At 46.6% G+C, this 25,550-nt stretch carries 24 protein-coding genes; 16 read left to right on the top strand and 8 right to left on the bottom strand.

Annotation, left to right across the window (positions count from 1 at the left end; all coding sequences use genetic code 11):
* Nucleotides 1–10: 10 nt before the first annotated feature.
* Nucleotides 11–472, top strand: a complete 462-nt coding sequence (locus GGU45_RS01705; RefSeq protein ID WP_435221443.1) for an META domain-containing protein — start codon at nt 11–13, stop codon at nt 470–472.
* 6 nt (nt 473–478) lie between these two features.
* On the opposite strand, the gene GGU45_RS01700 is transcribed toward GGU45_RS01705, so the two are convergent.
* Both GGU45_RS01700 and GGU45_RS01695 read right to left on the bottom strand, forming a co-directional pair.
* Nucleotides 479–2,092, bottom strand: coding sequence for a M56 family metallopeptidase (locus tag GGU45_RS01700; protein WP_435221441.1), 1,614 nt, complete (start codon nt 2,090–2,092; stop codon nt 479–481).
* A 2-nt stretch (nt 2,093–2,094) separates the two neighbouring features.
* Nucleotides 2,095–2,457, bottom strand: a complete 363-nt coding sequence (locus GGU45_RS01695) for a BlaI/MecI/CopY family transcriptional regulator (RefSeq protein ID WP_435221440.1) — start codon at nt 2,455–2,457, stop codon at nt 2,095–2,097.
* A gap of 350 nt (nt 2,458–2,807) precedes the next feature.
* Here GGU45_RS01695 and fusA point away from each other — a divergent pair, with 350 nt between their 5' ends.
* Nucleotides 2,808–4,955, top strand: a complete 2,148-nt coding sequence (gene fusA, locus GGU45_RS01690) for an elongation factor G (protein WP_435221438.1) — start codon at nt 2,808–2,810, stop codon at nt 4,953–4,955.
* Between the two features lie 128 nt (nt 4,956–5,083).
* On the opposite strand, the gene GGU45_RS01685 is transcribed toward fusA, so the two are convergent.
* Complete coding sequence (locus GGU45_RS01685; RefSeq protein WP_435221436.1) at nt 5,084–5,737, bottom strand: ERCC4 domain-containing protein; 654 nt, start codon at nt 5,735–5,737, stop codon at nt 5,084–5,086.
* 182 nt (nt 5,738–5,919) lie between these two features.
* Here GGU45_RS01685 and GGU45_RS01680 point away from each other — a divergent pair, with 182 nt between their 5' ends.
* From GGU45_RS01680 to GGU45_RS01670, 3 genes are all read left to right on the top strand, one after another.
* Nucleotides 5,920–6,135: a (4Fe-4S)-binding protein gene (locus GGU45_RS01680; RefSeq protein ID WP_435221434.1), complete on the top strand. Its 216-nt coding sequence runs from the start codon at nt 5,920–5,922 to the stop codon at nt 6,133–6,135.
* Between the two features lie 25 nt (nt 6,136–6,160).
* The gene (locus tag GGU45_RS01675; protein ID WP_435221433.1) at nt 6,161–6,445 is read left to right on the top strand and encodes a GNAT family N-acetyltransferase; all 285 of its coding nucleotides are present in this window, start codon (nt 6,161–6,163) and stop codon (nt 6,443–6,445) included.
* A 306-nt stretch (nt 6,446–6,751) separates the two neighbouring features.
* On the top strand, nt 6,752–7,504 hold the full coding sequence (locus GGU45_RS01670) for a lysophospholipid acyltransferase family protein (protein ID WP_435221432.1): 753 nt from the start codon (nt 6,752–6,754) through the stop codon (nt 7,502–7,504).
* Between the two features lie 169 nt (nt 7,505–7,673).
* Here GGU45_RS01670 and ccsA read toward each other — a convergent pair whose 3' ends face one another.
* On the bottom strand, nt 7,674–10,259 hold the full coding sequence (ccsA, locus tag GGU45_RS01665; protein WP_435221430.1) for a cytochrome c biogenesis protein CcsA: 2,586 nt from the start codon (nt 10,257–10,259) through the stop codon (nt 7,674–7,676).
* 6 nt (nt 10,260–10,265) lie between these two features.
* The gene (locus tag GGU45_RS01660; protein ID WP_435221428.1) at nt 10,266–10,718 is read right to left on the bottom strand and encodes a cytochrome c maturation protein CcmE domain-containing protein; all 453 of its coding nucleotides are present in this window, start codon (nt 10,716–10,718) and stop codon (nt 10,266–10,268) included.
* A 362-nt stretch (nt 10,719–11,080) separates the two neighbouring features.
* On the opposite strand from GGU45_RS01660, the gene GGU45_RS01655 reads away from it, so the two are divergent.
* Nucleotides 11,081–11,428, top strand: coding sequence for a HesB/IscA family protein (locus GGU45_RS01655; protein ID WP_435221426.1), 348 nt, complete (start codon nt 11,081–11,083; stop codon nt 11,426–11,428).
* Between the two features lie 9 nt (nt 11,429–11,437).
* Nucleotides 11,438–12,346: a class I SAM-dependent methyltransferase gene (locus tag GGU45_RS01650; protein ID WP_435221424.1), complete on the top strand. Its 909-nt coding sequence runs from the start codon at nt 11,438–11,440 to the stop codon at nt 12,344–12,346.
* Nucleotides 12,347–12,485: 139 nt separating this feature from the next.
* Here the strand turns inward: GGU45_RS01650 and GGU45_RS01645 are convergent, their stop codons facing one another.
* The gene (locus GGU45_RS01645; protein WP_435221422.1) at nt 12,486–13,322 is read right to left on the bottom strand and encodes a glutaminyl-peptide cyclotransferase; all 837 of its coding nucleotides are present in this window, start codon (nt 13,320–13,322) and stop codon (nt 12,486–12,488) included.
* Nucleotides 13,323–13,512: 190 nt separating this feature from the next.
* Between GGU45_RS01645 and GGU45_RS01640 the strand changes: the two genes are divergently transcribed.
* The 3 genes from GGU45_RS01640 to GGU45_RS01630 all read left to right on the top strand — a co-directional run bounded on the left by GGU45_RS01640 (nt 13,513) and on the right by GGU45_RS01630 (nt 16,795).
* Nucleotides 13,513–13,983 (top strand): Lrp/AsnC family transcriptional regulator, encoded by a 471-nt coding sequence (locus GGU45_RS01640; RefSeq protein ID WP_435221420.1) that lies wholly within the window; start codon nt 13,513–13,515, stop codon nt 13,981–13,983.
* A gap of 4 nt (nt 13,984–13,987) precedes the next feature.
* On the top strand, nt 13,988–14,965 hold the full coding sequence (locus tag GGU45_RS01635) for an EamA family transporter (protein ID WP_435221418.1): 978 nt from the start codon (nt 13,988–13,990) through the stop codon (nt 14,963–14,965).
* 105 nt (nt 14,966–15,070) lie between these two features.
* Complete coding sequence (locus GGU45_RS01630; protein WP_435221417.1) at nt 15,071–16,795, top strand: phospho-sugar mutase; 1,725 nt, start codon at nt 15,071–15,073, stop codon at nt 16,793–16,795.
* A gap of 342 nt (nt 16,796–17,137) precedes the next feature.
* Here GGU45_RS01630 and GGU45_RS01625 read toward each other — a convergent pair whose 3' ends face one another.
* Entirely contained in the window at nt 17,138–18,778 is a 1,641-nt protein-coding gene (locus GGU45_RS01625; protein ID WP_435221415.1) for an FMN-binding glutamate synthase family protein, read from the bottom strand.
* 58 nt (nt 18,779–18,836) lie between these two features.
* Nucleotides 18,837–19,529, bottom strand: coding sequence for a RadC family protein (radC, locus tag GGU45_RS01620; protein ID WP_435221413.1), 693 nt, complete (start codon nt 19,527–19,529; stop codon nt 18,837–18,839).
* Nucleotides 19,530–19,659: 130 nt separating this feature from the next.
* Between radC and GGU45_RS01615 the strand changes: the two genes are divergently transcribed.
* From GGU45_RS01615 to GGU45_RS01590, 6 genes are all read left to right on the top strand, one after another.
* Complete coding sequence (locus tag GGU45_RS01615) at nt 19,660–20,613, top strand: ribose-phosphate diphosphokinase (RefSeq protein WP_435221411.1); 954 nt, start codon at nt 19,660–19,662, stop codon at nt 20,611–20,613.
* A gap of 21 nt (nt 20,614–20,634) precedes the next feature.
* The gene (locus tag GGU45_RS01610) at nt 20,635–21,210 is read left to right on the top strand and encodes a 50S ribosomal protein L25 (protein WP_435221409.1); all 576 of its coding nucleotides are present in this window, start codon (nt 20,635–20,637) and stop codon (nt 21,208–21,210) included.
* Between the two features lie 78 nt (nt 21,211–21,288).
* A complete protein-coding gene (pth, locus tag GGU45_RS01605; protein WP_435221408.1) occupies nt 21,289–21,864 on the top strand; it encodes an aminoacyl-tRNA hydrolase in 576 nt (191 codons plus the stop codon).
* 26 nt (nt 21,865–21,890) lie between these two features.
* Nucleotides 21,891–22,502 carry a fumarylacetoacetate hydrolase family protein gene (locus tag GGU45_RS01600; RefSeq protein ID WP_435221406.1) on the top strand — a complete coding sequence of 204 codons (612 nt, stop codon included), beginning with the start codon at nt 21,891–21,893 and terminating at the stop codon, nt 22,500–22,502.
* Between the two features lie 217 nt (nt 22,503–22,719).
* Entirely contained in the window at nt 22,720–23,052 is a 333-nt protein-coding gene (locus GGU45_RS01595; RefSeq protein ID WP_435221405.1) for a hypothetical protein, read from the top strand.
* Nucleotides 23,053–23,137: 85 nt separating this feature from the next.
* Nucleotides 23,138–25,525 carry a TonB-dependent receptor gene (locus tag GGU45_RS01590; protein ID WP_435221404.1) on the top strand — a complete coding sequence of 796 codons (2,388 nt, stop codon included), beginning with the start codon at nt 23,138–23,140 and terminating at the stop codon, nt 25,523–25,525.
* Nucleotides 25,526–25,550: the final 25 nt, after the last annotated feature.

Raw genomic sequence — 25,550 nt, 5'->3', positions numbered from 1 at the left:
AACTTTAATTATGAAAAGCGTTTTTATTCTATCCGGGTTATTGTTTTTGGTTGTGGTTTTCGCCTGCAACCGCCATACGCCACCCAAGGTTGATATGGGGCAGGCAGAGGGGCTGCTTCAGAAATGGAACCCCCTGCGCAGGGAGTGGATGTTGAAGAAACTGGATGGTGCAGACGGCGTCCTGGTAATCAAATCCCGGGCCTCAATCAATCTTACAGATCCTGCGCATACCAGCGGCACGGCCGGCTGCAACCGGGCTGTTTTTACTGCCAGCGCCGGGGCGGAGGCGGAAATCAGCTTTTCTTCAATCGCCACTACCAAAAAATTCTGTGCGGAATTTATGAAGGTGGAAGAGCGTTACCTGGCGGTATTGCCACAGATTCGCTCCTACGAGATCAGGGGCCATTTTATAAAGTTTAAAGATGCTTCAGGAAAGGTGGTGGCGGAGGGTGTGGCCGCCGATTGGGATTGATATGCTTTATTTCTGCGCATAGTAGGAGGCAGGAAGCGGAACACTGTAAAAGTTGAAAAAATCGGACCGGCCCGCCCGTTCGATCACGTCAATCGATTTTGCTGTCAGCGGCACTTTTTCAAAATACACTTTAAAAGCAATCTTTTCTCCTGGTTTGGTAAAATTATACCGGTGCGGCGCCAGGGGAATCCCTTCGGATTTTACGTAGGCAAAATGTTTCATATCATTGTTAGCCTGCAGGTAGATCTCTTTGTTGAGCAAGGCCCAGTCGCTGGCCCGCGCCGCGGTATATTCAAAGCTGACAACGGTATATTTGGCATCGTTTTCGATCCCGGAAATCCTGCAGCCGGTGTTTTCATCCAATCGAAGAACGGTTGTGATCGCATCCAATCGAACGGTGCCCTCGTTCACAACTTTCGGTGAGCGCATCGTTGTGCCTGTTTTTGCAAGGGCATTGCGCGCTTCAGCTAAATGCCATTGGGTTTTGTCTGCAGAATCCCGGTTATTATAAAGGTTAACGGTGCCCTCTACTACGGCATTTCCCAAATTTACGTGCTCCAAAGTAACATGTTCTACATGATCCGCAATTGCAGAGTCTGTAATGATGCGGTAAGTCTTTGGTCTGTTCTTAGTGCCGGTGGATTCTTTTTCCCGTTGGCCGGGGGGGATTTTTTCTTCTGTTATGGTAACGGCCGTTACTTTTTTTATTTCTTTTGCCGGAGGCGGGGTTTGCTGCGCCATAACAAACTGGATTCCAAACAGGCCGATGAGGCCCATGCCAATGGGCAGGATGAAAGCATAAGATAGTTGTTTCATTTTATTTGATTTTGGTGTAAATAACATTTTGATGCGTTCTTTTATGGGGCTCTCGGTAAACTGATGCGCCAGGGATATTTTTGGCGCTGCCGTGGCCCGGCTTAAAATCAGCTGTGCATAGGGCTCTTTACCAAAACGCCGGGAAGTGATGGCATCTGCTTCAAATTCGTGAACCTGCGTCAGCGCCTTATGGTACAGATAAATGACCGGGTTTATCCACATTACGGCTTTAGCCAGGATCATCAGGACTTTGTCAACAGAATGCAATTGTTTTACATGCACTTCTTCGTGGTTTAAAAACAGCTCCAGTTCTGTATTGCTTAGAGAGCTTTCATCCACAAAAACATAATTAAAGAAGGAGCAGTTGGTAAAGCCGGCCTTTTTGGATATCAGCCACAAACCATGGGTCCTGCGCCTGGGATGTTTGATATGTTTTAATATCCGGGTCAATTGCCAAAGCGGTAATAAAAGCAATGCGAGCGCAATGGTCACATATATGTATTGAGCGGCTGCCTGCCAGTTAAATGACCTTTCCGGTACAACCCGTGCAACGGGATGCACCAGCTTTTTTAGGGCCACCGGGTTGCTTTGAGGTAGATACGGTACTGTTGCCGCGGGAGCTAAAGGGAGCTCCTTTTTTATGGGGATATGGATGGCCGGGATGATGCAGCTTAACAGCAGGGAGGCCAGCAGATACACCCGGTTAAACCGGAAGAAGGTCAGTTTCCTGAGAAATAGCAGGTAAAAACCAAAGAAAAGGGCCGTACAGGCGCTTACTTTTAGCAGGTAGGCAAACCACTCCATTGTTATGCGTTTTTTTTGATAAGAGCTTTGAGTTCCTCGATGTCTTTTTCGCCCAGTTTTTCCTCCTTCACCATAAAGGATAAAAGACTGGCCGGCGAGTTGTCAAAGTAGCCGGAGAATAATTTGCTGAACGTAGTCTTCGCATAGGTTTCCTTGCTGATGGCCGGGAAATACTCGTAGGTTTTTCCATAGGATTTGTAATTGACATAGCCTTTTTTTTCCAGCAGCCGGACAATGGATGATATAGTATTATAGGGAGGTTTGGGCTCCTCATCCAGTTCATGGATGATGTCTTTTACAAAAGCCTTTTTTAGCTTCCATAAGATCTGCATAATGCGCTCTTCTGTTTTTGTTAATTCTTCCATGACCCAAATATATAACGTATTTTTCAGTTATACAACTTAAAAATACGTTAATAAGCTAACTGTTTGTTAAATAAGGGACTATATGTTTTTTCTGATGATCAATGATTTTTCGCGCGTTGGTGGTCAGTTAATTTGGGTGCCTGTTTTTAACGGAGGCGTACTGCAAAATGAAAAATTCTAAATTTGTAATTAGAAATTCGCATTTTATCCTACCTTTGCGCCCTGAAATTTGCTTTTTTGGGTAAATTTTGGTATGCCTGACCAGGGCGGGAACGCTGAAGAGTGCGACGCAACAGCAGCTGAATCAGGGTTTTGAAGCTGGTTAACAAAAAAATAATAATTAAACACTTATGGCAGATTTAAAATTTCAAAGGAACTTTGGTATTGCCGCTCACATTGACGCCGGTAAAACCACTACAACTGAACGTATTTTACGTTACACCGGTATGATTCACAGGACTGGTGAGGTGCATGAAGGTGGCGCTACTACCGACTGGATGGAGCAGGAAAAAGAACGGGGCATTACCATTACTTCTGCCGCAGTTAGCTGCCAGTGGAATTTTCCTACGGCTAACGGAAAAGTAACGCCCGACACAAAAAAATATTCGTTTAACATCATTGATACTCCGGGTCACGTGGACTTTACCGTAGAGGTAGAGCGCTCTATGCGTGTGCTGGATGGCCTGATCGCCCTGTTTTCTGCGGTAGACGGGGTAGAACCTCAGTCCGAAACCGTATGGCGCCAGGCAAACCGTTACCGGGTACCCCGTATCGGTTTCGTAAATAAAATGGACCGTTCCGGTGCCGATTTTCTGAACGTGGTAAAACAGGTAAAGGAAATGCTGGGTGCAAAAGCGGTGCCGCTGCAGCTGCCTATTGGTGCTGAAGATAATTTTAAAGGTGTGGTAGACCTGATCAAAAATATCGGTATTATCTGGGATGATGCTACTGAAGGCATGACCTATACCGAAGTTCCGGTTCCCGAAGATATGAAAGCCGAAGTGGAAGAGTGGAGAGCGCACCTGATTGAAGCGGTTGCGGAATACGATGATCAGCTGATGGAGAAATTTTTTGATGATCCGAATACGATCTCTGAAGACGAGATCCATGAAGCGATCCGCAAAGCCGCCATCGACCTGAGCATTATCCCGATGATGTGTGGTTCTTCTTTCAAAAACAAGGGTGTACAAACTGCATTGGATGCCGTTTGCCGCTACCTGCCTTCTCCTGTAGACGTAGAAGCCATCGAGGGGCATGATCCGGATGATCCGGAAAAAGTACTGGTTCGGAAACCCGATGCAAAAGAGCCCTTTGCAGCCCTGGCCTTTAAGATCATGACCGATCCGTTTGTTGGACGCCTGGCCTTCTTCCGTTGTTACAGCGGTCACCTTGACGCAGGTTCTTATGTGCTGAATGTAAGAAGCGGCAAGAAAGAGCGGATCAGCCGTATCATGAAAATGTTTGCCAACAAACAAAACCCGGTTGATTTTATTGAAGCCGGTGATATTGGTGCAGCCGTAGGTTTTAAAGAAATTAAGACCGGTGATACCCTCTGTGATGAAAACCATCCGATCGTTCTGGAAAATATGTTTATTCCCGAGCCGGTAATCTCTATTGCCGTTGAGCCTAAAACACAGGCCGATGTGGACAAAATGGGTATGGCCATTGCAAAGCTGGTAGAAGAAGATCCTACATTGCGTGTAAAAACTGATGAAGATACCGGCCAAACCATCTTAAGTGGTATGGGTGAGCTGCACCTGGAGATCATTATTGATCGGATGAAGCGCGAGTTTAAAGTAGAGGTAAACCAGGGTGCGCCCCAGGTGGCTTATAAAGAAGCGTTTAATGCAACGATTGAGCACCGCGAAACGCTGAAAAAACAAACCGGAGGTCGTGGTAAATTTGCCGATATTCAGTTTAGCCTGGGCCCGGTAGATGAAGAGTGGAAGAAAGAGAACCCAGACAAAAACTACCAGTTTGTAAATGATATCTTCGGTGGCTCTATTCCCCGTGAATTTGTACCTGCCATTCAGAAAGGTTTTGAAACCTCGATGACCAATGGTGTACTGGCCAACTACCCGGTAGACAATATGAAGATCCGTGTATTTGACGGAAGCTTCCACGCTGTGGATTCAGACTCTATGTCGTTTGAGCTTTGCGCCAAGCAAGGTTTCCGCGAAGCAGCTCGTAAGGCAAAACCCGTGCTGCTGGAGCCCATCATGAAGGTAGAAGTAACTACTCCTGAACAATATATGGGAGATGTTACCGGTGACCTCAACCGTCGCCGTGGTATGATGGAAGGTATGGATACCCGCGCAGGCGCACAGGTAATTAAAGCCCAGGTGCCGCTGAGCGAGATGTTTGGATACGTAACACAACTGCGTTCATTGAGCTCGGGCCGCGCCTCCAGCACTATGGAGTTCTCGCACTACACTCCGGCCCCAACAAATATTGCTGAAGAAGTGATAGCAAAAGTGAAGGGTAAGGTAACGGCGTAACGAAGGCAGGTAGTGAATAGTCAATGGTCAATAGAGAGTAGACTATTGATGAATAAATAATCAGAACCCCGGCAAGTCTGCCGGGGTTTTTTTGCGGGCTGTAGAATCCCGGCCTTTAGGCTTACACTTTACGACTGCGCCGCAGCACCGGATAAAAATATTCTGATTTTTTTAGCGGTATTCTTACCAATTCCGGCTACCTGAAGTAACTCGCTTTCACCGGCGTTGATGACAGCTTCAATGCTGCCAAAATAGTCGTACAGCTGCCTGGCCCTTACAGCGCCTGTTTGAGGAAGCCCCTGAAGGAAGCGCAAACGATGGGCTTGTATCCTTTTGGGTTTATATCCGTTAAACCTGACTAACCTGGCTTGCGAAAGCATTTGATGGCTCAGCATGATCATTTGAGCGGCACTGTCCTGCATATCTGTAGTGTAAACGACTGGAATTTGCCAGGAGTTTATTACTGATAATAAAGCCCCTTTTACGGCATTGTCGGCTATTTGATGGGCAGTTTTACAAGGGTCGCCCTCCAACAGGAGCAATACACGGAAGGCCGATTTTGAAAGACGGGCACATTGATTGAAGAGGCGATCTGAAATCAGCGATTCTATAAAGTCGGATGCCGATTTTCGTTCAATCAGCAGGTGATTATTAATAAGGTAGTCGCCCGTTTTGAGCGGAACGATGCAAACATTCTCTATTTGCTGAGCCAGCAATTGGGGAATGCCGCTGCTTTTTTCACGATAGTCGGCGAGAATGCTGAGGTGTTGGGTGCTGTTCATGATTTTCAAAATAGCTTAGCGAAAGATGCTCATCGGGAGGCTTCCCCATAAAGTTATAGTAAATAATTGAAATCAAAAATGGAGTACCTGTATTTTTGAATATCCTGCGGTTTCTGGTACTGATTTTTATACGGCACTTTTCTAAAATGCTGATTTTTGGTATATTTATAGTAAAACCTTGTATGATTAAAGAATATTCCAATGGGGAAATCACGGTTGTCTGGAAACCGGATCTATGTATTCATTCTGGTATCTGTGTAAAGATGCTGCCACAGGTATATAAGCCAAAGGAATCGCCCTGGGTAACGCCGGGGAATGCGGGTACCGACGAATTAAAGCTACAGATTGCGCATTGCCCCTCCGGGGCTTTATCGTGGAAGCCGGCTGCCACAACCTGATTTTTTTAAAGTAGATAAAAGCTGCATGGAAATTATACAACAGGACGATGGGCAAAAAGGTAGTTTTAAAGCAATGAGCGAAGGCGCCGTTGCAGGAGAAATGACCTACGTATGGGCTGGTGGTGCTAAATTGATCATCGATCATACAGAGGTAAACCCGCTATTCTCCGGCGGGGGCGTAGGAAAACAATTGCTGATGCAGCTGGTTGCTTTTGCGCGGGCTGGCAACATAAAAGTACTGCCCTTATGCCCTTTTGCAAAATCCGTATTTGAAAAAATAAAAGAGATCCGGGATGTGCTGCCTGAATAGAGGGAGGCTGTAACCGCAGTAGCCTATAAAGTGTTTTGCACATCACGTACTCAGGTATTTTATTAGTATCGACCAGAACAGAAAGGAAAAAGTTGGGTGCCTCTTTTTTATATTTATCAAAAAATATCTGCCAGGGCTGTTAAAGGATAACGGGAGTGTATGTTATATAGCTTTTACAAACCGGTGCTTGACAGAGCAGCTGTAGGAAAAAGATATTCTTTGGTCATTGTTCGGGGAAAAAGATCTGGATGCAGTATTTAACCTCTTATAATTGATTATATTGACCCCAAAAATCTTCGTATAGATATGGGCAAACGAACCAGCCGCTTAAGGAATATAAATATTGTAAGAAAGTTTGTTCATTTTACAGTAGGCCTGTTTACATATCCGGGCATCGCTATTATGAACAAGCTCCGGATCCATGGAATGGAGCACTTGAAAGGATTACCGGCTCATAATGTACTGTTCGTAAGCAATCACCAGACCTATTTTGTGGATGTAATTACTTTTTTTCATATTCTGTCGGCACGTAAATGGGGTAAGAAAGACCGGCTGGGCATTCCGTATTATTTTCTCAACCCGTATACGAGGGTCAACTATGTGGCAGCCGAGCAAACGATGAAAAGCAGCTGGTTAAGCCGCTTATTCCTGTTGGCGGGAGGCCTTACCGTAAAGCGTACCTGGAACGAGAACAGTAATGAAAAACGTACCGGGCTTGATCCTTCAGATACAAGAAAGATCCAACGGGCGCTCGACCGCAACTGGGTAATCACCTTTCCGCAGGGAACCACCACGCCTTATGCCCCTGCCCGGAAGGGTACAGCGCTGATCATTAAACATCATAAGCCTATTGTAATACCGGTGGTCATCAACGGGTTTTCCCGGGCGTTTAATAAAACGGGCGTTACTTTAAAAAGGAAAGGTACGTTGCTTACGGTGACTTTTAAACCTCCCCTGCAGATCGACTATAACGCATCTGCCCAGGAAATTACCAACCAGCTGATGGATGCCATTGAGCAAAGCAAGCAATATATGCCCGAGGTGTTGCAGCATGGTTAATAGTCAATGGTCAATGGTCATGAACTTAGAAACGGATCTGAGGAGCAACCATGCCGGAATTTGAAAACTTGAATCCCGATGGCCCCGATGTTCATTGGGGGGAAATAGAATCGCACATCGGGTACAAAACGGATCTAACCTGAAACTTTAAACCTGGAACTATAGAAAGTTATCGGGTCCGGTTCAGCTGTTGCCTCCGGAACATGCTGATTAGTGTGCCAATTACCGTAATAATAATTCCGCCCCAAAGCAAATTGATATAGGGGAATTTGTAAGCTTTTAAGGTTACGTACTCCATAACGCTTGAAGATTCTTTTACCCCGATCTCCGCAGTGCCATTATGAACATCATTGAGCTGCAGCACCAGGCTCTGGGCCATTACCGTATCCTGCGATTGGAAGAGTAATTGCCCTTTACCCTTGATCAGCAACAGGTCCGATTGATAGGAGGGGCCATTAATGGATTGCACTTTTAGTGAAGCGGTATAGCCGGTATCGGTCTTGTCAAAGTTTTTAAGCGGCAGGTTATCTTTCCCTACCAGTTTCTCCAGCACAATAAATCCGCGGCTATAATAGATCGTATCACCTGTTTTCTTGGAGCTAACAGCGAATTGGGCCGTGTCCTTATTTTTTGTGGGATCCGGTAAAGCAGAAACATAGGTAAATACATCATGATCCCAATAATGTCTTGCAGAAGGGTTGGCCATTAAACCCTCATTTCCCTTATAGTTAATAAAAGCATTGGGGTAAAGGGTAAAACTGTCCTGTGGCGACCGGAAACGGATCTTAAAATAGGTGAGCGCCTTTTTGGGATGCGCCGAATCGCCCTCATAAGTAACCTTATAGGACCCCATGGTCATGGGGATTCCTTTTACGAGCGTAAGGTTTTCCCCGGAAATCTCTTTGCTTTCCTTTCCAAAATCAATAGCAATGCCGCTGGTGTTGTGCGATAGTACTTCTTTTTTACCCGAAGATAATAGGATGCCTACCAGTACCAGGCCAAAACCGAAATGCGCGATAGAGCCGCCGCCGTTTTTTATATTGCCTTTGAGACTGGTAAACAGGTACATGATATTAGCTACCACCGCATATACACCGGCTACCAATGCTATCCAGATGTTGATCAGGAATCCCAGCCCTTCTTTGTCGTAATTGATCTTAATAACTACAAGCACAAAAGTGGCTACGATGGCACTGATAAATGTAGGTGCTGCAATTCTTTTTAAAAAGATATTGCCCGGCGTACTTTTATACCGGAAATATTGTGCAACGGCCGTGAGCACACCAATGATAATGGCCACCAGTACCTGGATCTGGTTATAGGCAAATTCACTGTTTTCGCCCGGGGCGGTATTGAGTTTGTACAGTTTATTAAATACCGGGAGCGAGGTTTGGAAAATAATGATCAGCGAAGAAAGGAATAGCACCAGGGCGCCGATAAACATCCAGAACTCTCTTGAACTCACACTTTCTTCTTTTTTTACCGCCGGCACCTGTTTGTTCATCAGCACAATAAACGTAACAACTCCAGCAAGGATTACATAAAGGGGAAAGCCGGGAATTACCTCTGCCAGGAAATAGGTTCCTACCGATAACACGGCGGCTACCGTTCCGATAATAGCACGCTGCCGGTTGGTAGTAGCTGCCACAAATGGCATCAGCCATACAAATATCAGCAGGAAAAGAAAGAGCTGTCCGTTCATGCCAATATCGGCAAATGCATGTACTGATGATTCTCCCAAAACCCCGCTTTTTGTAAGGAAGGTAGCGTAGAGAACAAAAAGGAACTCCAGGCCAAAAAACAGGAAGGTAGCCCTCAGGGAAAACCCGGTGTGCTTAAACACCAGCAGCGTATGAACACCGGCTACCAGCATCAGCCAGGGTACCAGGGAGGCATTCTCTACCGGATCCCATGCCCAATAGCCACCAAAATTCAGCGATTCGTAGGCCCATTTGGCACCCATCATGATTCCCAGTCCGAAAATAGCAACGGAAAATAGTGCCCAGGGTAAGGCTTTATGAACCCACTCCTTTGTTTTTCCGGTCCACAATCCCGCCATGGCGTAGGCAAAGGGGAAAAGGGTGGAAGCATAGCCAAGGAAAAGCACCGGGGGGTGGATGGTCATCCAGTAATTCTGCAACAGGGGGTTCAGGTCATTGCCATCTTTGATCATGGTCATATAATCCGGTCGCACGGGGTTGGCAACATCAAACCCAACGTGCATCACCGGAGCATTGTCCAATACGCCCGATTCTCTTAGTAAAATGAAAGGGTTTGAACCGATCTTTACATCAAAAAAATAGACTCCCAGGATCATGGTGGCAAGGAAAAACTGGGCAAAACTCACGATCATCATCACCGGGGCTTCCCACTCTTTGTCCTTCCTGATTACGATAAGTCCAAGAACGCAATGCCAGATGGTCCAGAGCAGGGTACTGCCTTCCTGGCCCTCCCAAAAAGCACTCAGTATGTATTTTAATTCGAGGGAGCGGCTGCTATGCTGCCAGGCATATTTGTATTCAAACAGATGATGATAAAGGATATGCAGCAGTGTAGCGAAAATAAAAAAGACCGCTGCCGCTTCTATAATAAAAGCGCTGCGGGCCAGCTTAAGCCAGGGTTTCCGGTCTTCCGGAATAAGAACTTTTGTGGCTTTAAAATAAGCAAAACTGGCCGCCAACGAAGCAACGAGGGAAACAATTACAAAAAAATGTCCTATTTGTCCGGGCAGCAGATCCTCTCCGATATAATTCATTCGTTTCTATGGTTTGTCTGCCGCGGCAGATGGCGTGGTATTGTTATATGTTGTTTTGCGCTCTTCCTGAGGTACGTGTTTTGAGGGGTCCTCGTCCTTGTATTTACTGGGGCATTTGGTTTGAATACTCTGGCATTCAAACACATTGCCGATATATTTCCCCTTCATAACGAGGCGCTCGCTCAGTTCAAAATTTTCAGGCTTGGGGTTATGATACACTACGTTTATTTTTTGACCCAGGCTGTCGATAGCGGTAAATGCCAGGTAGTTGGGGTTTTTAATCGCATCATATTCAAGCGGCTCCTCCTTGTCCCATTTAGCCATCAGATGAACAAATTTGCCCGGTTTTGCCTTAGCTGTGGCAACCGTATCATAGGTTGTAGTGGTTTTTAAAAAGCTTACCAGAATGGCAATGGCTGCCGCCACCAGTATTAGCAAAACAATATGAATTTTTTTCATTACCGGGAGTTTAAAATTTTGGCAAAGGTACATCAAATACCCCTCATATTTTACAGTAACATTACAATTGGGGAATTGTTGCAGCAACGTTAAAAATTATTTTTGGGTAGCCGCTGAGGCACTGAAATACTAAGTATTGGACGCGATAGCAACGGGCGATAATGTTGCCGAATACCTTTACTGAGCCTGCGTGGGATTTAACCGCAAAGCCCGCGGGAGATTCCGAAATGATCGCAAGGCAGGAGCGAATGTCCTTTGACCCTGCGGTAAAAATTCACCTGCAAACAGTCTGTGCTTCAGTGCTTCTGTGGCTATCCGGCAGACCCGGAGCATAATGGATATAAAATGACTAATTTTGTAAAATGGAAAATAGTGTAGCAGCAGCACCGGTACTACTTACAGAAGGTGCTGTAAAAGAAGTAAAGCGGCTCATGGACGCGCCTGGTTTTGACACGGATCAGTACCTCCGGCTTGGTGTTAAAGGGGGGGGGTGCTCCGGCTTGAGTTATATGCTGGGCTTCGATAAAAAGGAACCCAATGACAACGTTTTTGAAGTGGAGGGCATCCCCTGCATTATTAATAAGGCCCACGAAATATATTTAGCCGGAATGGAGGTAGACTGGTCAGATGGGTTGAATAACCGCGGTTTCACATTTTCCAACCCCAATGCTTCCAGCACCTGTGGCTGCGGAACCAGTTTTGCTGTTTAAATGAATGTAATGCCACAGGTACATTATAAAGACTGCCCGGTTTGTGGCAGCACACAGATCCGGTCTGTGTTTCTGGTAAAGGACTATACCGTTAGCGGCGAAGTATTCCCCATTGAGGAATGCGGCTCCTGCTCATTGCGATTTACCCAAGATGTTCCGGACCAGGAATCCATTGGATCCTATTATAAATCGGAAGATTATATTTCCCATTCCAACACCAGCAAGGGATTGGTGAGCCGCATGTACCAAAAGGTACGCACCCGCACCATGCAGCAAAAGGCGGCAATGGTGGCGCGGTATACCGGAAAGCGGGCCGGAAGGCTCTTAGATCTGGGTTGCGGAACAGGCACTTTTTTGAACACCATGAAAAACCGGGGCTGGGAGGTTGCCGGACTGGAGCCGGACGCGGACGCCCGCGCTATGGCAAAGACACTCTATAACCTGGATGTGGCCCCGTCTCACGAAATTTACCAGGTAGCCGGGGAACAGTTTGACGCTATTACGCTGTGGCATGTACTGGAGCATGTGCATGAATTGCATGCTTATATGGAGCAACTGAAAAGGATGCTGAAGCCGGATGGCGTATTGCTGATTGCGGTGCCCAATTATACAAGCCGGGATGCAGCGATCTATGAGCAGTACTGGGCCGCTTACGATGTGCCCCGGCACCTGTATCATTTTTCTCCGGAGGCTATGAAGACGCTAACCGGGCAGCACGGGCTGCGAATTATCAAATTGCTGCCGATGTGGTTCGATAGTTTTTATGTAAGTCTTTTGAGCAGCAGGTACAAGTATGGTAACACCCGTTATATCGGTGCCGGGCTTCATGGGTTATCTTCAAATATCAATGCCGTAGGTAATACAAAGGAATGCAGTTCGGTGATTTATGTGATCTCCTCTTTGGGGAATGTGAAATAGTCAATGTGGAAATGTGGAAATGTGAAAATGTGGAAATGTGTGAATGTGCAAATGAAGGTTTTGTTCCCGCTCGCCGTTATGTATCCTGGTGGAAATCAGAAATCAAAAATACAAAAGCGAAACTGCGGTCTCGAAGCGCCTAATTCCCAAACTGCACTTCATACAACTCCGGCCAGTTCTTGCCCGTGATATAGATTTTTTTGGTATCCCGGTCGTAGGCGATCCCGTTGGGTACGTTCTCTTCATTTCGGGGGTCTCTTTTTTTGAGACGGTCCCAAACAGCACTTACATCTACCTGCCCCACAATAATACCACTGGCAGGGTCTATTTTAAAGATCACCGGGTAATTCCAGCGATTGGCGTAAACAAAACCATCGATATACTCCAGCTCATTCAGCGAATCCATAAAATTACCGTCCAGGGTTACCGACTGGGTGCGCAGCAGTTTGAAATCGGATGGGTCATAAAAATACAGGTTGCTGGTGCCATCGCTTACAATCAGTTCCTTGCCATCGGTTGTAATGCCCCATCCCTCGGTATTGATGGGGAATTCCCCTACTTTCTTCATATCGGGCAGGGTATAAACAAAGACCACTTTCTCTTTCCAGGTAAGCTGGTAAACCGTATCATTTAAAATAGTGATGCCCTCCCCGAAGTATTTTTTATCAAGGGTAACATGTTGTTCTGCTTTTCCTGTTTGCAGGTTCATTTTCATAAGTTCCGATGGACGACCCTCCGGCGCGTAGTCGGAGCCGCCGGTACCTTCATACAACTGTCCTTTATGAATGACCAGCCCCTGTGTAAAAGAACCCGTATCATGCGGATAGGTATTGATAACTGACAGGCTGATGTTTTTTACGGTGCTTGTTGCCGGTGATCCCGAGGCAGGGCCGGGTGTTGTATCATTTCCATTGCAGGCTATAAGTAACGCAATCAGAGCAAGGGGCGAAGCCGTATGTAGCATCTTTTTTATCATAATAAATCATTTATCGCCATTGGCGGATGCAAAAATAAAGAAGAATGCATAAGTGACAGCCTGCTTTAACAATAGGTTACACCTGAATCATTCCTGATAAATAATTTCGAATTAATGTTTTTTATATGTTTAAATATTCAGAATAATATTCTGATTTTTGTTTATTTTCAGAATATTATTAAATTTGGGTATGCAAAAAACAACGATCAACCTGGATGAAACGGATCTGGCTATTTTGCGGATGCTGCAGGAGGATGCCCGTATCACCAATGTAGCCCTGGCCGCAAAACTGAAAATGGCGCCCTCTGCTACGCTGGAGCGGGTGCGCAAACTGGAAGAAAAGAGCGTGATCCGGGGCTATAGCGCCGCCGTGAATCCGCTGGCGATTGATAAAGACCTCCTGGTTTTTATCTTTATTAAAACAAAGGATAGTTTTGCGGACGATAAGTCGGCGCGGGCACTGGCAGCGATCCCGCAGGTAATGGAGGTGCATCATATTGCCGGGGATGACTGTTACCTGATAAAGGCACGGCTTTCTGGCCCAACGGAGCTTATGGAGCTAAAACGGTCGCGCTTCAGTAAGATCGCCAACATCATCTCCATGCGCACCACCATTGTATTGGAAACCGTAAAAGAATCTTCTCACATTTCAATCGAATGATTTTATGACTCAGAAAAAAGCACCCTCCGTTTTGCTGGTGGTGCTGGCATTTGCCGCAGTATACATTATTTGGGGCTCCACCTATTTTTTTATTGAGCGTGCCGTAAAATTTATTCCCCCGATGCTGCTGGGCGGGCTTCGGTTTGTAACGGCGGGCATCATCATGCTGGTATGGGTAACCCTGAAGGGTGAGCGGGTATGGAACCGGTCGGCCATTCTTCATTCCGTTGTAAGCGGCATCCTGATGCTTTTTGTTGGAAACGGAGCGGTAATATGGGCGGAGCAATACCTGCACAGTTCTTTTGTAGCCATTTTCCTGGCGTCTGCCCCCATTTGGTTCCTGGTTTTTGACAGGCCCAACTGGGTCGATAATTTTACCAACCGGTTTACGCTTATCGGGGTGTCGGTTGGCCTCATTGGCGTTATTGCCTTATTCTATGAAAAAATAACCGGAGATAACAGCCGGCAGGGGTTCCTGCCATTGCTGGCTATTTTTATAGGGAACATCGGGTGGGTGCTGGGATCGTTGTACTCAAAGTACAAGGTAAAGGATGTATCGCCTTCGGTAAACTCGGCCTGGCAGATCCTTTCCGCAGGGCTGGTATTTTTTATTATCGGTTTTGGAGATGGCAGTATTGTCCGTGTAAACTGGTCGGCTATCCCGGCAGAAGGATGGGGATCACTCATTTACCTGATCGTTTTTGGATCCATCATTGGTTACAGTGCTTATGTGTTCCTGCTTAGCGTAAGAACAGCGGCGCAGGTAAGCAGTTACGCCTATGTTAATCCACTGGTAGCGGTGCTTTTAGGAGTGTTGATCAATGGCGATCACCTGACCTCATTGCAATTGGGAGGGTTGGTGATCATTCTCGGAAGTGTTTTTTTTATCAGTCTTGCCAAAAAGGAACGGGTTAAAAAACAGGCCCGGCTCAACATGCGGGAGAGGCAGGAAGCTGGTGAAATGGAACGCCGGAGCGCCTGATCAGGACGAAGCCTTCTTTTGTAACCTTCTTTATAGAAATTGATGGTTCCCAAATTTTCTGATAATAAATTATCATTATCTTCAGGCCTGTAAAATTATTGGACTATGGACAATGTGACTCAGCAAAGGATCAATCAGTGGTTGACGGGCAACTATGATCCGGATACAAAAAAAAGCATCGAAACCCTGCAGCAGGAAGACCCCAAAGAACTGGAGGATGCGTTTTATCAAAACCTCGAATTTGGGACCGGTGGTCTCCGGGGTATTATGGGTGTAGGCACCAACCGGATGAACAAGTATACGGTAGGAATGGCCACCCAGGGCTATGCCAACTACCTGCTCCAATCCTGGCCGGGTGAAGAAGTGCGGGTAGCCATTGCCCATGACAGCCGTAATAACAGTCGCTTTTTTGCCGAAACAACGGCCCATGTTTTTGCGGCCAATGGGATTAAAGTATTCCTGTTTGAAGCGTTGCGGCCCACACCCGAACTCTCTTTTGCCATCCGCACCCTTAAATGCCAGGGTGGTGTGGTTTGTACCGCATCGCATAATCCTAAAGAATATAACGGCTATAAAGCCTATTGGAACGATGGAGGACAGCTTGTTCCGCCACATGATAAAAACGTAATTAAGGAAGTTGAAAAAATTGCTTCGGTTGACGATGTAAAATGGACCGGCGGTGATGCCAATATCACGCTGATTGGAAAAGATATCGATGGACAATACATCGATATGGTAAAAGGTCTGAGTGTATTTCCTGACGTGATCGAAAAACAAAGTGATCTTAAGATCGTATATACGCCCATACATGGTACCGGTATTACCCTGGTGCCACAGGTATTGGAGCGCTTTGGATTTAGAAATGTATATATCGTGGAGGAGCAGCAAACGCCGGACGGAAATTTCCCAACGGTGGCCTATCCCAATCCCGAAGAAAAAGAAACAATGAGCATCGGGCTGGCGAAAGCCAGGGAGCTGGATGCGGATATCCTGCTGGGAACCGACCCGGATGCAGACCGCGTGGGTATCGGCGTTAAAAACAATCACGGTGCCTGGGTGCTGATGAACGGTAATCAAACAGCCGTGCTGGCCTTTAATTACCTGCTGGAGGCCCGCAAAGAAAAAGGGATTGCAACCGCCCATGATATGATCATTACCACCATTGTAACCACGGGCATGGTAGATGCACTGGCGGCGGGTTACGGGGTGCATTGCTACCGGGTATTGACCGGCTTTAAGTGGATTGCCGAAATGATCCGTGAAAAAGAAGGGAAGGAGCATTATATTATTGGGGGAGAGGAAAGTTTTGGTTTAATGATTGGTGATAAAGTGCGCGATAAAGATGCGGTGAGCGCTGTTGCCCTGCTTTGTGAAATGGCTGCTTATGAAAAAAATAATGGCAAGACCCTGTTTGATAAACTGATTGAACTGTACATCCGGTTTGGTTTTTATAAAGAAAGACTGATCTCTATTACCAAAAAAGGAATGGATGGCCAGCAGCAGATCGCTGCCATGATGCAGGATTACCGCAATAACCTTCCACAAACCATCAACGGTATCAAAGTAGCGCGCGTGCTGGATTACCAAAGCAGTAGATCGACAGACCCGCATACCGGGGATGTTGCCGATATACTGCTTCCCAAATCCAATGTACTGCAGTTTGCATTGGAGGATGGCAGCCTGGTGTCTGCCCGCCCCAGTGGTACAGAGCCCAAGATTAAATTTTACTTCAGTGTAAAGGAAAAGCTGGAGCGCGCAGATCAGTTTGATGCGGTAGATAAGCAGCTGGATGCAAAGATTGAAGGGATTATCGCCGATCTGAAATTATAAAATATACTTAGTTTTTATTGATGTCTGATGTCTGATGGCTGATGTCTGATGGCTGATGTCTGATGTCTGATGGCTGATGGCTGATGTCTGATGGCTGATGGCTGATGTCTGATGTCTGATGGCTGATGGCTGATGGCTGATGGCTGATGGCTGATGGCTGATGGCTGATCAACCTACTAATATACGAAATACAAGTAAATGTTGAAACCGATACTCATTTTCAAATTAATACGAAGAATATGGTTAGTACCGAACATCAAACATCAAATCAACCCAGGATAACTCGTCAACACACGAATCATCTCATTTTCAAATTAGCACATTTCCACATTTTCATTGCTGTCAGCTAACCGCTTTGTCCTTGCTGCTTTCTTCGCTCCAGCTGCCAATGCTTGGCCAGCCCCAATGGTTTTCATCCGCATAAGCAAAATCGTGCCGGTGTTTTTCGGGGATAGATCCCTTGACCAATGCCCCGGGAGGAATGGAGGGATAGATTTCCTCAAAAGTGAACATGGAGGTAAGGCTGATCCTCCGGTAAACATGGGAGCGTGTAATGTCCTGCATCCGGTTAAGCCCGGCAGCACCCATCATTTCAACAAAAGTCTTCACCGTATATTTATGATAGTTGGCTACCCGTAGTTTTTTGTCCTCTACAACAAGCCCTTTCGTTAATTTGGGATTCTGTGTGGCCACGCCTGTGGGACAGCGGTTGGTATTGCATTGCAGGGCCTGGATGCAGCCAACGGCCAGCATCATAGCCCGGGCACAGTTGCAGGCATCGGCCCCCAATGCAGCGGCCCTGGCAATATGAAAACCCGTCATGATCTTACCGGAGGCGATGATTTTTATATGCTCCCGGATGTTCAATCCCCGCAATATATCGTCTACAAAAGCAAGGCCATCCAGCAGGGGCGCTCCCACATAATTGGAAAATTCCTGGGGTGCCGCGCCCGTGCCGCCTTCCCCGCCATCTACGGTGATAAAGTCGGGGTAAGTGTCCTGGCTTATCATCGCCTTGCAAATAGCAATGAACTCGCTTTTATGACCAATGCATAGTTTAAACCCTACCGGTTTGCCTCCCGAAAGTTCCCGTAGCTGTTTAATAAAATCAATCAGCTCCTTAGGACTGTTAAACGCCGTATGATAGGGGGGCGATTCTACAGTGGTACCGGGTTGTATATGTCGGATCCGGGCTATTTCGGGGGTGTTTTTGGCCGCCGGCAAAATACCGCCGTGGCCCGGTTTGGCGCCCTGGGAAATTTTAATTTCGATCATCTTTACATTGGGGATCCGGGCCTTTTCGGAAAAAAGCAGGGGCGAAAAATTGCCCTGTTCATCACGGCAGCCAAAATAGCCGGTACCGATCTGCCAGATGATATCGCCGCCCTGTTTTAAATGATAGTCGCTCAATCCTCCTTCACCGGTATTGTGTGCAAAGTTTCCTATTTTGGCACCACCGTTCATGGCCTCTACCGCATTGGCGCTTAAGGAACCGTAGCTCATGGCAGAAATATTTAAAATACTGCCGCTATAAGGCTGGCTGCAATCCTTGTTGCCAAAAACGATACGGGGGTCGTGGTCAAGCGTTTTAAAACTTTTTGGGGCAATGGAGTGGCAGATCCATTCATAGCCGGGTGCGTATACGTCCAGCTGAGTGCCAAAAGGCATGGTATCATTATCCAGTTTGGCGCGCTGGTATACGGTAGACCGGTCGATACGGTTGATGGGGCGGCCATCAATATCGGATTCGATAAAATACTGGTAAATCTTGGGGCGAAGCTCTTCCATTACATAACGGAGCCTTCCAAAAATGGGATAAATTCTCCGGATGGTATGTTTGGTCTGCAGCATATCATAATATCCCATGCAGGAAAACAGGAACAACGCCCCGAATATCACGTACCAGTTTTTGCTGATATACCAGGCAAGAAGAAAAGAAACGACTAATGCAATAATTGAAATGACCAGGAATGTTCGCCTCATAGAATACCAATTGTGAATTAAGCAGCGAATGTAATAATAAACGAACAATTATTAGTTTTTAGCCAAACATTCCCTCATCGGCAAAACTAAAGTAGCCGGCATCACTTACGATGATATGGTCCAATACTCTTATTTCCAGGAATTTTGCGGCTTCGCGGATCTTATGGGTAAGCCATTCATCTGCTTTACTGGGCGAAAGATTGCCGGAGGGGTGGTTGTGTGCAAGGATGAGCCCCACGGCGTTTTTTTCAAGCGCTTTTTTCAGGATCACGCGTGGGTCTGCAACCGTACCGGTAATGCCTCCTTCGCTTACCACCTCAAAATGGATGGCTATATTAGCCTGATTGAGAAAGATAACGGCAAATACTTCGCAGTGCAGATCCCTGAGCCTGCTTCTGAGGTATTCCCCGATCTGTTTACTGGTATTCAACACGGGGCGTTGCAGCAATTCGCCTCCCTGCCTCCGGCGGCCCAGTTCCAGCGCCGCGCTGATGGTTACGGCCTTGGCCTTACCAATACCCTTTATTTGCATAAATGTGGTTAGGGCCTGTTTGCCAAGCTCGTTCAGGTTGTCATTGCTGAGTTTCAGAATTTCTTTGGCCAGCTCCAGGGCCGACTGTTCCGGGGTGCCGTTCCGGATGAGGATGGCCAGTAACTCGGAATTGCTGAGCGTTTGGGCTCCGCGGTTGATCAGCTTTTCGCGGGGGCGGTCGTCTTCTGCCCAGTACCGGATACTGTTGGTGCTTTTCATCAAAACAAGTTACAAATTCTTTACAGATGAAAAAAAAATTTTTAACGGCCGTATTTTGCTTGGGATTTTGCCGTTGTTATTAATATCTTCGCCGCTCATTTATTAACAAATGGAGTCCCCACATTCAGATATGCATTCAGCCAAAATTTTTGCCGGTACGGCATCCCGTCAGTTAGCAGAAGAAATATGCCAGCGATATGGTTGCGGATTAGGTCAGATCCATACGCAGCGCTTTAGCGATGGTGAGATCTATGTGAACTTTTTAGAAAGTGTTCGCGGCGACTATGTATTTCTCGTACAAAGTACCTATGCGCCTTCAGATAACCTGATGGAGCTGCTTTTAATGATTGATGCTGCCAAACGGGCATCGGCATATAAAGTAATTGTGGTAATGCCTTATTATGGCTATGCACGCCAGGACCGGAAGGACCGGCCCCGGGTGGCCATCGGCAGTAAACTGGTTGCCAATATGTTAACGGCGGCAGGGGCCGATCGTATTGTTACGATGGATCTGCATGCCCCCCAGATCCAGGGATATTTTGACATCCCGGTAGATCATCTGGACAGCCACGCGGTTTTTATACCCTATGTTGAACAATTACAGCTGGAAAACCTTACCTTTGCAGCCCCTGACGTAGGAGCAACCAACCGGATACGGGAAATTGCCACCTATTTTAACGCAGAAATGGTGATTTGCGACAAGCACCGGAAACGGGCTAATGAGATCGCCAGCATGCGGGTGATCGGGGAAGTGGAAGGCAGGAATGTGGTGATTATTGATGATATCTGTGATACAGGCGGCACATTGGCAAAAAGTGCCGGGTTGTTGATGGAAAAAGGAGCAAAGAGCGTAAGAGCAATGATCACACATCCCATATTGAGTGGCAAGGCGTACGAAAATATTGAGAACAGTGCACTGCAGGAGCTGGTAGTGTGTAATACCATCCCGCTTCACAAGCCAAGCCCCAAGATCCGGGTGATTTCCGTGGCCAACTTATTTGCTGTTGCAATTAAGCACGCATTTGAAAACAAGAGTATCACAAGTCTTTTTGTGCACTCCAATTTAAGGACATCCAATCCGTAGTAAATTAAAACAATATCATAAATGAAGACAATTACAATCGAAGGACAACTGAGGACCGAGTTTGGCAAAAGAGCCACCCGCCAGGTTCGCTCTCAGGGCGCTGTGCCTGCTGTAATTTACGGGGGTGCTAAGGAAGTGAATTTCAGCGCACCGGCAACAGCATTCAAAGGACTGGTGTATACACCCAATTTTCAGCTGGCTGAAGTAAAACTGGACGGAGCAAGCTACAGGTGCATTTTAAAAGATCTGCAGTTTGATAAGGTATCCGATGAGCTGATCCATGTGGATCTTTTGGAACTTACAGACGACAAAAAAGTGATAGCCACTATTCCGCTGAAGTTTACCGGAAGCGCAAAAGGGGTTAAAGATGGCGGACGCTTTGTGTCTAAAATCAAATCACTGAAAGTAAAAACCCTCCCCAAGGATCTGAGGGAAGTGATTGAAGTGCCCATCGATAACCTGGAACTGAATGCCAACATTCGCGTGGAAGATGTAAAAGCAGAAAACATGGAGATCATGAACTCTCCGCGTATTCCCATCGCGTCCATTGTAATGACAAGACAGTTGAAGCAGGAAGAAGCGGCAGCTAAAAAATAATTTTTTTTTACAAAGTATAAAAAAGCCTGCATCAAATTGATGTAGGTTTTTTTATTTTCGATATTTTTGGTAAACGGGATGAAATATTTATTAGCGGGTTTAGGAAACATTGGAAATGAATATGCACATACCCGGCATAATATTGGTTTTGATGTGATTGCCGCATTTGTTCACAAACATGGCGGTGAGTTTAAAAGCGACCGACTGGCTTATGTGGCAGAAGTAAAAATAAAAGGCCGTACCGGTATTTGTATTTGTCCAACTACTTACATGAACCTGAGCGGCAAAGCGCTTAAGTTCTGGCTGGATAAAGAAAAAATTCCCCTGGAACGTTCCTTAACTGTTTTAGACGATTTAGCACTGCCCCTAACAAAAATGCGGATAAAACCGGCGGGAAGCGATGGCGGGCATAATGGACTAAGAAGCATACAGACGCTGTTAAATACGACTGCCTACCCAAAATTCAGATTTGGGATTGGTAACGATTTTTCCAAAGGTATGCAGGCTGATTTCGTTCTTGGAAAGTGGCGGAAGGAGGAGGAACCGCTCGTTAAGCTGAAGATTGGGGAAGCGGTAAAAGCCATTGAAATATTCCTGTTTCAGGGTATTGAGGCTGCGATGAACGAAATAAATAACAAAGAGTTTACGTTGTAAAAGAGAGTTTTAAATCCTACTGTATTATGAAAATTATTTGTATCGGGCGCAACTATGCAGCACATGCCAGGGAGCTGGGCAATGAAGTTCCTGAAGATCCTGTTGTATTTCTAAAGCCTAAAAGCGCATTACTGCGGCCTCATCTGCCTTTTTATTACCCCGAGTTCACCAATGAACTGCATTACGAATGCGAACTGGTGATAAGAGTGTCGAAAAACGGACGATACATTAATAAACGATATGCCAACCAATACTACGATGCCATTACGCTGGGAATTGATTTTACAGCCCGTGATCTTCAGAATGAATTAAAAAAGAAAGGCCTGCCCTGGGAAAAAGCGAAAGCGTGGGATAATTCCGCTGTTTTGGGTAAATGGCGGCCCGTCAGCGATTTTGAAAGTATCAAGAATATCAATTTCGGACTCTACAAAAATGAAGAGCTGGTGCAGCACGGTAATTCTTCAAAAATGATCCACAGCTTTGAGTCGATCCTCGCCCATGTCTCCAAATATTTTACGCTCAATATCGGCGATGTTATTTTTACCGGCACACCCGAAGGCGTTGGAGAAATTGTGACGGGCGATGTGCTGGAAGGAATCCTGGAGGATGAAAGCGTGTTTCAATTGACTGTCGAATAAAAAATGCTCATTTTTAGCGCTTGTTCCAATTTCTATTTTTCTTAACAGGCTCTTAAACCATTAAGAAGTGAAGGCTCATTAAGTTGCTGATTGTGTATCGGTTTTTTTCTTAATGTTTCTTGATATCTGCATCCTCTGTTTATTAAAATTTAAACAGCATCTTAACCAGATATGAAAATAGAATGCTATTTTTGCAACGAGGATTCAAAAATTGAATGTGCCTGGAAAAATAAAACATGGAGTGGCCTGGGTAATGCTGGTAGTTTTTACCATCAGTATTACCCCCAGGATTTATTTGCACGATGTTTTTACGCATCATAAAGACCAGCTTTTTAATGCGCATACAACTGCTCAAAAAAGCATCGGCGCTTTTGAGTACAGCTGTGGGTTCATAAATATTGAAAGCACCTCCCCGTTTTTGGAAGCCGGTCCGTTTATAGGGCCGGCAGCACCGGCTTTCCTGCAGGAATGCTTCGTTCAAAGAACTGTCAATCCCTTTTTTCGTCCATCTGCACATACCGCTTTAAGAGGCCCGCCGGCCGGCATTTAATAAATAAGGAAGTCTTAACCGCCCGCTGCTCTGCGGGGATTTATCAAATGAAAAGGTTGTTACAACTTTTTATTAAATGTAATGCATGCAAAAGAAAATAGGAGGACTGATCGTCCTGCAATGGCTGGTTTTTGTTGTGGGGTATGCCGCTCCGGCGGTGAAAATTGAAGAACTGCCCGGTGGCTCGCTCCGGGGTATTGTTTCAGATGCTTCAACGGGACTGCCGTTGCCTGGTGCCACCATTTCGTTTCCCGATTTAAAAATAGATGTTACTTCCGGCAGGGATGGCGCTTATTTTGTTCGTTCGCTGCCCAACGGGCGATTTGTATTTGCGGTATCGTATGTGGGTTACCGGTCTTCTGCAGGAACCCTTGTTATAAAGGGCACTACCCGGCAGGATTTTAAACTCAGTGTATCGGTAGTTGAGAACGAGGCGGTAGTGGTTACCGGGGTGTCTTCGTCTACCCGGTTAAAACAAGCTCCCACACATATATCCGTCCTTTCGCAAAGGTCGCTTCAGCAATCCTCCGGAACAGGCCTGCTGGATGCGGTAGCTAAGGTGCCGGGTGTGGCCCTCATTACTACGGGTCCGGCCATCGCCAAACCCTCTATACGGGGGCTGGGGTACAACCGGGTAGTGACGCTAAACGATGGTGTGCGCCAGGAGGGGCAGCAGTGGGGCGATGAGCATGGACTGGAGCTGGATGAATATAGCGCTCAAAAGATTGAAGTGCTGCGGGGACCTGCCTCCCTGATGTATGGGAGCGATGCCATTGGCGGCGTACTGAATATTCTGACAAATATCCCGGTACCGGAGAACACGATCAGGGGCAGTCTTTCGGGCAGCCTTAACAGCAACAACAATATGCAGGGAGGGTATGCCAATATTGCCGGAAATATAAACGGGTTTAACTGGAGCGCCTATGGAAGCCTTAAAAGCGCGGGGGATTATAAAAACCGTTATGACGGAAATGTTCTGAACAGCCGTTTTAATGAAAAGAACTTTGGCGGCTACCTGGGCCTGAACCGCTCCTGGGGTTATTCGCACCTGATTTTTTCCAGTTTTGACCAGCATGTGGGCATGATTGAAGGCGAACGGGATGATGCCGGACAATTTATACTGGATGGATATGAGCCGGGAGATCAGCGGCTGGCGGGAAAAACACCCCTGGTGCCCCATCAGCGCGTGCAGCATTTTAAGACCGCGCTTGATAATAGCTTTTTGCTAAGTAATGGAGGCCGCATCACAGCCCTGGCGGGGTTTCAGCGAAATCAACGCAGGGAGTTTGGAGATGTTGAAGATCCCTCGGTTCCGGACGCCTATTTTGATCTGAAGACTATTAATTATAGTGCAGCCTATCATCTGCCGCAGGCCGGTGGCTGGAAAGTTTCCCTGGGCGTAAACGGAATGAGCCAGCAAAATACAAACAGGGCAGCGGAAGCGCTGATTCCCGATTACCAGCTGTTTGATGCGGGCATTTATGGATATGCGGCCAAAACCGTTCATAACACCACCTTCAGCGGAGGGCTGCGGTTCGACAACCGCAACATCAGCAGTAAACGTACTTATGAGGAGGGGAGCGAAAAATTTCAGCCATTTACCAAAAGTCTTTCCAGTATCTCCGGCAGCTTCGGGCTGGCGCATGATTTTTCGGAGCAGGTAACGTTAAAAGCAAATGCCAGCAAGGGCTTCAGGGCGCCCAATATGGCAGAGCTGGCGGCCAAAGGAGTGCATGAAGGCACGTTTCGCTACGAGATCGGCAATACGGATCTGAAAAGCGAGGATGCTTATGCATTTGATCTTGGGCTGGATGTGGATACCCGGCACGTTTCATTGAATGTGTCGCCGTATATCAATCATATCCGTAATTATATTTACTATCAAAAGTTGCTGACAGGCCAGGGGGGCGATTCCCTGATCGGGGATGTGGCGGCCTACCGGTTTACGCAGCAAACTGCGAACCTGCTGGGGATGGAGGCCACCCTGGATATTCACCCGCATCCGCTGGACTGGCTGCATTTTGAAAATACATTTAGCTGGACAAGGGGCCGGTTTACCAAAACGGTAGATGGCTCGGGCAACCTCCCCTTAATGGCGCCGCTGCGTCTGCTAACTGAATTGAGGGCTGAGTTTCCCGGCCGGCTAAAGGCGTTCCGGAATTTTTATGCAAAGGCGGAAATGGATCACGTTGCCGCGCAGCAACATTTTTTTTCAGGATATAATACGGAAACGGCAACACCCGGGTACACCCTGTTTAATGCCGGGCTGGGCAGCGATGTTTACCTGGGCGGTGTGAAACGGGCGGTTGTGATCCTGGCCGTTAATAACATCGGGGATGTGGCCTATCAGCAGCACCTGAGCCGGCTGAAGTATGCGCCGGAGAACCGGGTAACAGGTCGTACCGGTGTATTTAACATGGGACGGAATTTTACAGCAAGGCTGATCCTGCCTTTTGGCTGGAAGGTTAAATAGCAGATCTGTAGTTATATTTGTTGCC

Origin of the sequence: Niabella hirudinis (assembly GCF_051201075.1) — a bacterium.
In the GTDB taxonomy this organism is placed as follows: domain Bacteria; phylum Bacteroidota; class Bacteroidia; order Chitinophagales; family Chitinophagaceae; genus Niabella; species Niabella hirudinis.
Note: the sequence above shows the minus strand (reverse complement) of the source record. Positions and strands in the feature narration are given on the sequence as shown.